General features: G+C 70.8%; 9 protein-coding genes. 5 read left to right on the forward strand and 4 right to left on the reverse strand.

Annotated elements, in window-relative coordinates:
• The first annotated feature begins 786 nt into the window (after positions 1-786).
• A complete protein-coding gene (locus ACFQ87_RS41805; RefSeq protein WP_380616206.1) occupies positions 787-1,182 on the forward strand; it encodes a hypothetical protein in 396 nt (131 codons plus the stop codon).
• Positions 1,183-1,429: 247 nt separating this feature from the next.
• Positions 1,430-2,119, forward strand: coding sequence for a hypothetical protein (locus ACFQ87_RS41810; RefSeq protein WP_380616207.1), 690 nt, complete (start codon positions 1,430-1,432; stop codon positions 2,117-2,119).
• 589 nt (positions 2,120-2,708) lie between these two features.
• Here ACFQ87_RS41810 and ACFQ87_RS41815 read toward each other — a convergent pair.
• Entirely contained in the window at positions 2,709-3,560 is an 852-nt protein-coding gene (locus tag ACFQ87_RS41815) for an SDR family oxidoreductase (protein ID WP_380616208.1), read from the reverse strand.
• A gap of 275 nt (positions 3,561-3,835) precedes the next feature.
• The gene (locus ACFQ87_RS41820; protein WP_380616209.1) at positions 3,836-4,717 is read right to left on the reverse strand and encodes an SDR family oxidoreductase; all 882 of its coding nucleotides are present in this window, start codon (positions 4,715-4,717) and stop codon (positions 3,836-3,838) included.
• Positions 4,718-4,801: 84 nt separating this feature from the next.
• Between ACFQ87_RS41820 and ACFQ87_RS41825 the strand changes: the two genes are divergently transcribed.
• Together ACFQ87_RS41825 and ACFQ87_RS41830 are read left to right on the forward strand one after the other, a co-directional pair.
• Positions 4,802-5,380 carry a TetR/AcrR family transcriptional regulator gene (locus ACFQ87_RS41825; RefSeq protein WP_380616210.1) on the forward strand — a complete coding sequence of 193 codons (579 nt, stop codon included), beginning with the start codon at positions 4,802-4,804 and terminating at the stop codon, positions 5,378-5,380.
• A gap of 865 nt (positions 5,381-6,245) precedes the next feature.
• Entirely contained in the window at positions 6,246-7,472 is a 1,227-nt protein-coding gene (locus tag ACFQ87_RS41830) for a PP2C family protein-serine/threonine phosphatase (protein ID WP_380616211.1), read from the forward strand.
• Between the two features lie 128 nt (positions 7,473-7,600).
• Here the strand turns inward: ACFQ87_RS41830 and ACFQ87_RS41835 are convergent, their stop codons facing one another.
• Together ACFQ87_RS41835 and ACFQ87_RS41840 are read right to left on the reverse strand one after the other, a co-directional pair.
• Positions 7,601-7,900, reverse strand: a complete 300-nt coding sequence (locus tag ACFQ87_RS41835; protein ID WP_380616212.1) for a DUF4193 domain-containing protein — start codon at positions 7,898-7,900, stop codon at positions 7,601-7,603.
• 259 nt (positions 7,901-8,159) lie between these two features.
• Positions 8,160-8,297, reverse strand: coding sequence for a hypothetical protein (locus ACFQ87_RS41840; RefSeq protein ID WP_380616213.1), 138 nt, complete (start codon positions 8,295-8,297; stop codon positions 8,160-8,162).
• A gap of 617 nt (positions 8,298-8,914) precedes the next feature.
• Between ACFQ87_RS41840 and ACFQ87_RS41845 the strand changes: the two genes are divergently transcribed.
• Positions 8,915-9,929: hypothetical protein (locus ACFQ87_RS41845; RefSeq protein ID WP_380616214.1), on the forward strand; the 1,015-nt coding region annotated here is incomplete at its 3' end.

Consider the following 9,929-nt stretch of genomic DNA (forward strand, 5'->3'; position numbering starts at 1 on the left):
ATCTACAGGACGGTGCACACCCCGCCCGGGCGACACTCGACAGGCCGCTGAACCGTCATGCCCTGCCTCATCCCGCCACCAGCCGGGGATGGGCAGCCCACAAGGTAGTAGCGTCAAGTCAGCCACACACGGTCAAGCCGCCACCACCACAAGCACGAGTTCTCACCCGAACGGCCGAGCGCACGCGACTGCCGACACTCCAGCCGCGCCGTTTCGATTGCACCGGCCCACCGCCTGGCGGCCTCCACGTACCCCACGGTGAACAGCCCTCCGACTGGGCCGTCGGCGCTTGCCACCGGGCGCCTCTCGGCAACGGGTGGATGGCCCTCCCAGCCGGTGGCGGGTAGACCATCCTCCAGTGCTGGTGGACGTGCACGGCCGACGAACCGAGCAGCGGGTGCAACACGCAGGCGCAACACGCCCAGCCGGGCCCCTCCAAGCACCCCGACGCAACGCCCTGTTGCACCCCCGTGTTGCACCCCCGCACTCCCCCACCAGGCCACCGACCACCAGGAGAAGGCCGGCCCCGACAACGGCCCGGGCAGGCGCGGCACCGGCAACCCCGGACAGCGGCCCAGGACGGCCGACACCTGGCGGCCGGCGGCTCGGACAACCTCTCCTATGACCGACACGCCGCACACTGACGGGTCGTCTGCGCCTTCAGTCAAATGACTGATGTGCGCCGGGTGCGGGTCGGCGAGAGTCGTGGGCGCCGGGTGCTCCCCGGTGGCGGGCGCGCGGGTGTGCCCGCGCACTTGTCGACGCATGTGAACGAGGAGTACCAGGATGGCAACCAGTCAGCGGCCTGCCGCACAGTGGAAGACGGCCGTGGTCGCCGGGGCCGCGGCCCTCGCCGTCACTGGCGGCGTCGCCGCGCCGGCCAGCGCGGCGCCCCAGCCGGGTTCGGCGGCGGACCGCCTGAGCATCGGGAATCAGGACCTGCACGGCGACGTGCAACTGGGAGAGCCGGCGCACCCCCGCGACCCGGGCGGCCGCAGGCACCACTGGATCGTCAAGGCCCAGTACGGCACCGGGGGTGGGCCCGACAAGGGGGGAAAGAGCCGGCGGGCCTTTTGTCGGTTGGTGTCGGCCAACAACCACGGCCCGGCGGTCCTTGAGCCGGTCGGTGCCGGCCACCGCCTTCGCCCAGACCCGCTCCGGGCGCTCCGCGTCCTCCAGTAGCTGGGAGGCGTCCAGCAGGGTGTTCGCGAACTCGCGCGCCGCGGACACCCGGGAGTGGAAGGTGATGACCCGTCGGAGGCCAGGGCTGTCAGTGGGCTTCGGCGAGGCAGCTGGGAGGGGCCGGCCTGCCGCGGGCGCGTACCCCGAACCGAACTTTCGTCGGATCCGGAAAGCGCCTGCAAAGCATTCGAGCGCTGACGTACCATCCGGCAATCTGTTGAACGTTTGTTTGCATGAATGAGATGACATGGCGGGTATGGAAACCGAGCAGCCGTCCGAGAAGCCCAGCGGCCTCCAAGCGATCTGGGCCAACACCCTGGAGCCGGCAGCCCCACTGCCCTGGTACCGCACGGTGCCCCGCAAGGCCTGGATCGCGGGCGTCGTGGTCGTCGCCCTGTTCACCGCCCTGACCGTGGCCGCCGTGACCGGCGCAGGGGCCCCGCCCGCGCACCGGATCGTCCTGGCGGACCGGATCGGCGACCAGGAGCGGATGCCGGACGATGAGGTGGTCACGGCCGAACGCGGCCATCTGCAGAAGAACCTGACCGCGTTGAGCCGCTACCGGGACGTGTCGGTGGCCGGCTACGGCCCCGCCGGGTCGGGCCGGAGCACACTGCTGGTGGCCGGGATGACCGGGAGCTTCCCGGACGCCCGCGGGGAGTTGGACCGGCAGTTCGGTGCGGTCTGGGGGTCCGACGTGTCCAGCGAGACCGGTGAGACCCTGAAAGGCCGCCAGGACTACCCGGCCGGCCCGCTCGGCGGCGCGCTCGACTGTGCGGTCCTGGTCGGTCCGACCGCGTCCCGGACCATCTGCATCTGGGCGGACGGAACAACGGTCGGCGGCGTCATCGGCGGGAAGGGCGAGACCCGCCCGGAGGACCTCGCCAAGCGCGCCCTGGAGATCCGCACGGCCGTCGAGGTCGAGGTCCAGGACTGACCGGCTACCGTCGCGCGGCCCAGAACGTGTTGGGTAACCGGGTGATCACTCGTCCTTGAGGTCGTCGGCGAGGTCGCCGGGAACGCCGGGCGGTGCGCAGCGGCGGGGACGGGAGGCGGCGGGTGCGGGCCGGCGAGGGTAGCGGGTGCGGGCCGGGCGCTCAGCGGTGGGTGATTGCCGGGCAATCACCGGTCCCGTGAGGGCCTACGCCCCCGGCCCCGGCCACCCCCGGGCCCGCCACGGCCGGCGGACCGCACGGCCCACCGGCCGTCGACCGGGCGATCTCGGTGGTGAACGATCGTCGTCCCCGGCACCAGGACGGCGGTGTGGTCGGCGGTGTCGGGGTTCCCCATGGCGGTGATCGTCTTACCGTCGCGGTCGTGGGCCTTGGCATCGAACCCGAGCAGGAACGACTGCTTGTCCTCGGCTGCGCTGTCGTGCTGGGCCGACACAGTCAACCCGTTCTGCGCGTACCGTGAAGACATGGCCGGGTGGGTGCGCCGCTGCGCGTTCCACCACTGTGGCTAGGGCGGGGGAAACCAGAGTGCCGAGCAGACCGGGCCCCGTATGGCTGGTCAGCACGACAAGCTCAGCGGAAGTCGTCGGCGTGGTCGACGGCCCACTGGGCGTAGGTGTGTGCCGGAGCGCCGGTGATCTTTTCGGCGATGACGGAGGTCACGGCCACGACGCCGTCGGCGGCGGCCCACTGACTCACGATCGCCTCGGCCACGACCGGATGCATTGTTCTGGCGACTTCCGCGCGAGCCTGCTCGTCGGAGATGTGTTCGACCCGGATATGACGGCCGATGGCCTCGCCGATGTGCTCGACCTGGCGTTGCAGGGTCAGGGACTCGGCCCCGTAGATGGTGTAGGCCTGGTGCGAGTGGCCCGGTTCGGTCAGGGCGGTCACCGCCAGCGCCGCGATGTCCTTCTCGTGCACCGGTGCCGACTGTGCGAGCGGATAGGGAAGGCGGACGACGTTGTCAGTGCGGATCGATTCGGCCCACCAGGTGCGGGTGTTGGTCGCGAATGTCCCCGGCCTGAGGAACGTCCAGTCCATGCCGGACCGTTGGACGGCCTGCTCGATCGTGCGGTTCAGGCGGGCGACCGGGTGGTCGGCGTCGGGGTCCAGGACGACCGACACCGACGAGAGCAGAACCACCTGCCGGATCCCCGCAGCTGCGGCCGCCGCAGCGACCTTCTCGATGTCGTAGGGCTTCTGGGGGTCGAGCATTCCGTACAGGAACACCTTGTCGGCACCGTCGAGCGCTGCGGGCAGCGTCTCGGGACGCTCCAGGTCGGCGACGACTGCTTCGCACCCCGGCGTCAAGCCCGCGGCTGGGGTCCTGCTGACTACTCTGACCTGCTCACCGGCGGCCAGCAGGCCATCGGCCACATGACGACCGACGTTACCGCGAGCGCCGAAGACAACTGCCGGCATGATGGAACCTCCTGTTTGGTGTGGACATGCATTGCCGCATTGGCGCGGGTAGTGCGAGATGTGTCGCTGCCACGCGGGTGGCGGACCGGCGCCGGCGGGCCTGGTTGTTGACGATGGTGTGGGGAACGAGTCGGGAGCCGGAGCGCGTCGACCGCGGGATGTGCGGGTACGAGATGTCGCTGCGGCGAGACGTCGGTCGCAAGTGACGTAGGTGAGGGTTTTCCGCTGCCAACGTGAGCACCTGCAGCGGGTCCGCCCCGATCGTCGGTCGCCGATCAGGGTTGGATGTTCTCCAGGTCCTCCAGAAGGCTGGGGTGCTTCGGTTCCCAGCCGAGCACCTGCCGGGTGCGGGTGCTGGACGAGGGCTGGTCGGCCTTGAAGATCGGGCCGAGCGGGCCGTAGGTCTCCTCCGGCACCGACTCGACCGGCAGGCCCAGCCGTCGGCCGATGACGGCCGCGATGTCCCGTACCTTGTCCCCCTCGTCGGCCACAGCGTGCCAGGCGGTACCGGCCTGCGCCTGTTCCAGGGCGAGCCGGAAGAGAACGGCCGCGTCGAGCGCGTGGACGGCGGGCCAGCGCTGTGTGCCGTCGCCGGGGTAGCCGGAGATCCTGCTCTGGCGTGCGATGTTGGTCAGCAGACCGGCGAACCCGCCCGCGCCCTCGTTGTGAACCGTGCGCGGCATGCGTACGGACGTGCTCCGGACCCCGCGCGAGGCCAGGCCCAGGACCGCCGTGACCGTGCGACTGCGGCCGCCGACCGGCCCGTCGGTCGGCACCGGGTCGGCCTCGGTGGAGGCACGGCCCGGCACCCAGGGCGTACCCGAGACGGTGACCAAGGGGCGGTCGCTGCCGACGAGCTCCTCGCCGAGGGTGGTGAGGGCGGCGGTCTCCTCGGCGACGTTCTGGGCGAGGGCCTCGGGGCTGCTGAAGTCGTTGCCGAAGGCCAGGTGGATCACCCCGTCGGCCTGGGCGGCGCCGGAGCGCAGGACGTCCAGATCGGCGAGGCCTCCCCGCAGCGGCTCGGCGCCGGCCGCCTCGGCGGCCTGTGCGGAGGCGTCGGAGCGGGCGAGCGCGAGGACGGTGTGGCCGTTGCCGAGGAGTTCGGCGACGACGGTGGAACCGATCAGACCGGTGGCGCCGGTGACAAAGACGTGCATGGAAACCCCCAAAAGTGATGGGACTCTTGTCCCGTCACTCTAGCAGAGTGACGGGACAAGAGTCCCATCGCATATGCTGAACCCATGGGACGATGGGAACCAGGTGCGCGTGAACGCCTCGTCGTGGCTGCGGTCGACCTGTTCACGGAGCAGGGGTATGACGCCACGACGGTCGCGCAGATCGCCGAGCGTGCTGGGGTCACCAAGAGCACCTTCTTCCGGCACTTCCCCGACAAGCGCGAGCTGCTGGTCGCCGGGCAGGAGACGCTGAGCCGGCTGCTGGCCGAGGGGATCGCCGACGCGCCCGGTAACGCCAGCCCGCTTGAGGCAGTCGCTGCCGGTCTCGAGCGCGCCTCGACCGCGATGGGCCCCGGGAGTCGCGAGCTCGCCCCCCGACTGAAGGCGGCCGTCGCCGCCAGCGCCGAGCTTCAAGAGCGTGACGCCCTCAAGACCGTCAGTCTCGCGGCCGCGATGACAACCGCTCTGGTCGCCCGCGGCGTACCCGATCCGACTGCGGCTCTCGCGGGCGAGCTGGGCGTCCTCGCTTTCAAACGCGGGTACGCCGAATGGGCCGAGGACGACCGTGGCGCCAAGGACGAGCTCGCCGGGTACACCCTGGCGGCCCTGGACGAACTGCGTGCGGCGAGCGCATCGCTGGGCTGACCGGACGAGCATCGTCCAGCGCTGGTGCGGTGGACGAGAAGCAGACCCCGTGACGCCGCTGGTGGTGATGGTCCGGGTGCGGCCGTCGTCCTCCAGAGCGAAGTGCACCAGGTGCTCGGGCGGGACGTCCTCGACCGGTGTCGGGTCCTGCTCCCATGCCATCTGTGGGGTGAGCGCACCGCCCGGCCCTGCCGGGCGGTGCTCGGTGTTCCACCAGTCGACCCAGTCCAGCGGGATCCGAACGAACGCCGCGAACGGCAGCAGGCCACCCACCCCACCCCCCCCCCCCCCCCCCCCCCCCCAACCAACCCCTTGGGGGGGCGGAAGGAGGGGGGCGGGGTTCACCAGGGGAGAAGAAAAAGCAACACCCACCCACCCACCCACCCACCGCCGAGCCCTTGGCGTCGACAGAGCGGGGGCGGCGGGTGCAGCCGGGCAGCGAGACCAGCAGCATCTCCTCCACAGCGTCGTTCAGCTGCTCGATCGTGCCCTTCAGGTGCGGGGTGTAGGCGGGCAGGTCCTGGGCGGGGACGGCGAACGCACCGAGCGGGAAGCAACACATAGATTCTCTGCGAGCCCTAAGCCCCTTCGATGGCGGCGCACTCAACCCGTACGCGTACTGCCTAGGCGGCCCGATCAACCGCGTGGACCCGACCGGAAACTGAAACCGGAACACCGCCCAATCCCACCGGGCCACCGTCATCCAGGGCGGTGGCCAGACCCGGCGCCACCAGTGCACCGTGCGGTCAGCGTGGGTCGACATGCCGCGCATGGACGTAATGAGCCGCTCCGACGGCTTCCCAGGTCACTTTGTACGGAGGCGGTGACCGGCATGGGTGGCAGGAATGAGGTGGCGAACCGGGTCATGGATCAGGAGAGTGTGGACCGGTCGGAGGGTTTCGGCGAGCGGCTGCTCGGCCTGCTGTTGGATCGGGCGCGGCTGATGCCGCCGCAGCTGATCGCCCCACTGATCGCGGAGGAGGTGGCCGGGATCGGCGGCCGCGACGTCTCCATCTTGCTCCAGGACTATGCGCAGGAGCTGCTGGTGCCGCTGCCGGGCAGGAAGCTGCACGTCGGCCAGCCCGAGCCGATGGCAGACTCCCACGCTGGCCGGGCCTTCCTGCGCGAGGACATCGTCGAGGTGCCGCAGGCCGACGGCGGCGTGCGGATGTACCTGCCGCTGCTGGACGGCAGCGACCAAGTGGGTGTGATGGCCCTGACCCTGGACGCCGTCGGCGACGACGACCGGCGCCTGCTGCGCCGACTCGCTGCCCTGGTGGCCGAAATGCTCGTCACCAAGAACGCCTACACCGACCAGTTCTTCCAGGCCCGGCGCCGGGAGCCGATGAGCGTGTCCGCGGAGATCCAGTGGAGCCTGCTGCCGCCGCTGACGATGTCCGTGCCGCAGGTCGCGGTGGCCGGCATCCTGGAACCCGCCTACCGCGTCGCCGGCGACAGCTTCGACTACGCCCTCAACGACAACATCCTGCACGCGGCCGTGATCGACGCGATGGGCCACGCCTTGGACGCCGCCGCGATGGCGACCATCGCCATCGGCGCCTACCGGCATGCCCGGCGCGTGTTCGTCAGCCTGCCCGAGAAGTACGCGTTCATGGACGACGCCATCTCCCGGCAGTTCGGTCCAGACCACTTCGTCACCGCCCAGCTGATACACGTCAACATCGCCACCGGTGAGATGGAGCTGGTCAACGCGGGCCACCCCGCGCCGCTGCTGATCCGCGACGGCAAGGTCGTGCGGCAGCTGGAGAGCGCGACGACGCTGCCCGTGGGCTTCGGCGGTGAGGAGCCCCGGATCCGAGAGCACCTGCTCCAGCGGGGCGACCGGGTGCTGTGCTACACCGACGGCATCATCGAGGAGCACGTCGCCGGCGGGGAGCCGTTCGGTGAGGAACGCCTCATCCGCTGTATCAACCACCTGGGGAAAGAGCCGTCAAAGGGGATGCGGGCAGATCTGCGCCGGCTCTCCCACACGCTGAAGAGGGAACGAGGCGGGCGCACCAGCGACGACGCCACCCTCTTCATGATCGAATGGCATGGGGGCGCCGCCGACCACCTCGCGGTTCTTGACTGAACGCCCCGGCTGCACGTCCAGCACGGTGGCCGCTTCGCATGGGCCTCACGGGCCCGCAGGGCGTCCGGAAACGTGGCATCTGGGCCGTGCGCCGTTCAGGATGCGGTCGGCTCCGCCTCTCTTCGCAGTCAGGACGCGCAGTCGCGGCAGATGGGCCGGCCGTTCCCGTCCTCGCCGGCGAGTTGGGCGCGGTGGTGGACCAGGAAGCAGGTCATGCAGGTGAACTCGTCCTGCTGAAGAGGCACGACTCGGACAGTGAGTTCCTCGCCGGACAGGTCGGCCCCCGGAAGCTCGAGGCCTTCGGCGGCCTCCGTGTCGACATCGACCGCGGAGCCCTGCTTGTCATCACGCCGGCTTTTCAGTTCCTCGATGCTGTCGTCACCGGCGTCGTCGCCAGTGTTGCGCGGAGCGTCGTAATCGGTTGCCAAGGCGCACCTTCTCATCAAGGGACGGTTCCGGAGGGCGAGTCGTACCACTTGCCCCGGCCGGCGAAGCGCCGGCACGCCGCGAGTTCGAACGGACTGCTCGCAAGGCCGCCACCACGCCTCGGGCCGACCCTACGCCTGGCTGCCGATCCCCGCCCCCGACACCGGGCCCCAGCAGAAGCCACGGCGAGACCGGTGAGCCCACCTGAATCAGTCCCTCTTCCCGTGCCGACCTGCGGGGCGGCTGGCGCCGCAATCCGGGTCATCGGGTTTTGCGGCGCAGGAGGATCCTGAGGACGTCGCGGGCATCGCATCGCCGCTCGGGGGTGCGGGCGATGACGGCGGTCAGGGCGATGGTGGTGACGGCGACCGCGGACCGGGCAGTGAAGACGGCGGTCATCAGGGCGGCTTCGAGTACCTCAACGCCGAGCCCTGAACAGCCAGAGCCAGGCAGCAAGAAACACCGGTCCACCGTGCGGGTGGACCGGTGCTTCGTTCCAGGGAGGCGCGGCGGCCTGGGGGACGGTCAGAGGCGGCTTCGGCGGACCTGGGCCGGGCAGGCGGGACCTGGTCGCCCCGCGCAGCGCCCGACGCGCCAAGAAGTGAGGGCGGTCAAGGGCGCCCCTGGCCGCCGAACGCGAAGGCGCCGACCACCTGATGGTGGCCGGCGCCTTCGGTGTCGTCTCTCTCAGCGGCACAGTCCAGGAGCAGCGATGGGCGCCCGGGTCGCTGGCGCTCGGCCGGGCTCTCGGGCGGGAAGTGCTGGTCGAGGATCTCGCGCGGTGCGGCAAGACCCCCGGGGCGCCCATCCAAGGAGCATCCCGAGCACCGAAGCGGCCGCGTCCAGCCCGGCGGCGCCTTCGAGCCGGCACGTCTTATGCCGGGCGGCGGTGTTGCCGTCGGAGGCGACCAGGCCGTGCAGCGCGAGGTCGCCGAGCGCCTGCCGGACCGCCTTGTTCGATGCCGCGCCGGGGCGCAGCAGGCGCTGGAGCTGATCGGCGGTGGTAAGAAGGAGAAATGATCATCAGTGAGGAGATCGGGGTCGTCGCCCGGAAACTGACGGACGCGGGCAGCGGTCTGAGGTGGAGCGGTGATGACCTGCGTGGCCTCGTCGGCCGGCTCGGCTGGGAGTGGGTGGGAGAGTCGGATGGCGGCGTTCGTGTCGCGACCGGGCTTCCGGGCGGGGATGCGATGCTCGTGCCGGTCGACACGCGGGCCCGCAAGTGGGCCCCGTCCCACGAGCACCTGGAGCTCGTGGTCCCGGTGAGCCGGCCGGCTCCTGAAGTGTCCGCGCAGGTCGAGGAGTTCCGGCGGGTCGCCGACGCGGTGCGGCAGGTGCTCGGGGACGCGACCTACATCGGCGGCAACGGGTGGAACGGCCCGTCCGGGTATCGGCTGACCCCCTCCTGGGGCAGGCCCTTCCTGCGCTGGCGCAGGGGAGGGACGACCCTCGAACTCCGCGCCGGCGAGACCGGACCGGAACTGGTCCTGCAGGCGAGCGCGGTATGGGAGTCCTGGTACCCGCAGGGCGGGGACGGATACGTCGGCGTGCTGTACGGCGCCGGGCTGGAGCTGGAGCACCCTCGCTGGGAGTACGCGGGGAATTGGGAAGAGCTGAGCCTGGGCGGGTTCCTGCGGATGCTGCCCGCCGAGGTCAGGGCCACCGGTCTGCCGCAGAGCATGGCCCTGTACGGGTATTCGATCAGCGACGGTCCACTGCTTTTCAGCATCGACTGCAAGGACGGCCGCCTGTTCGTCGGATACACCGAGGCCGACGTCGCCGAGGCCGCACGCGGAGAACAGGCCGCGGCCCTCGGATGGACCCCGATCGAGGAGGCCATGCCCTCCGACCATCCGCTGCGCCCGCAGTTCGGGCAGACGCCGTGGCTGATCGACGCTGGCGGCCCCGGCGAGGTGGACGGCTCTCTGGCGGACCTGATCGTGAGTACCGCCCGCGCTGCCGGCATCGGGTCCGCCTCCGGACTGCGCGTCGGAGGCGAGGCGGAGCACATCGTCATCGAGGGAATGACGG

The sequence above is a fragment of the Kitasatospora sp. NPDC056531 genome (genome assembly GCF_042794375.1).
GTDB lineage: Bacteria > Actinomycetota > Actinomycetes > Streptomycetales > Streptomycetaceae > Kitasatospora.